Source organism: Mesorhizobium sp. WSM4828, assembly GCF_055811175.1.
The window spans coordinates 1-444 of record NZ_JBVVQK010000113.1; the positions used below are offsets into that span (position 1 = coordinate 1).

Sequence of the window (444 nt, forward strand, 5' to 3'; positions counted from 1 at the left end):
GAGGTGCGACAGCGCGGTCTTGCCATGACTGCCATCGCTGGTGGTAGCGCCGGAGGCGGTAGCAGTCGAACTGCCGTTGCCGGCGAGGAGGTGCGAAAGCGTGGTCTTGCCATGATTGCTTTCGCCGGTGGCGGCTTCCGAAGGAGCGGTGGCAGTCGAGGTGCTGCCGCCGGTGGTAGTCTCGGCCGGGGCTGTGGCGGTTGAGGTGCTGCCGCTGGAGGTGGCTTCGGAAGGGGCGGTGGCAGTTGAGGTGCTGCCGCTGGAGGTGGCTTCGGTAGGGGCGGTGGCAGTCGAGGTGCTGCCGCTGGAGGTGGCCTCGGTAGGGGTGGTCGCAGTCGAGGTGCTGCCGCCAGTGGTGGCCTCGGCCGGGGCGGTGGCAGTCGAGGTGCTGCCGCCAGTGGTGGCCTCGGAAGGGATGCTCGCCGTAGAAGTGGGATCGGTGGC

General features: G+C 69.4%; 1 protein-coding gene. It reads left to right on the forward strand.

All coding sequences use genetic code 11. The features are described from left to right. Window positions 1-148 precede the first annotated feature (148 nt). Window positions 149-444: hypothetical protein (locus AC0L2X_RS32535; protein ID WP_473601229.1), on the forward strand; the 296-nt coding region annotated here is incomplete at its 3' end.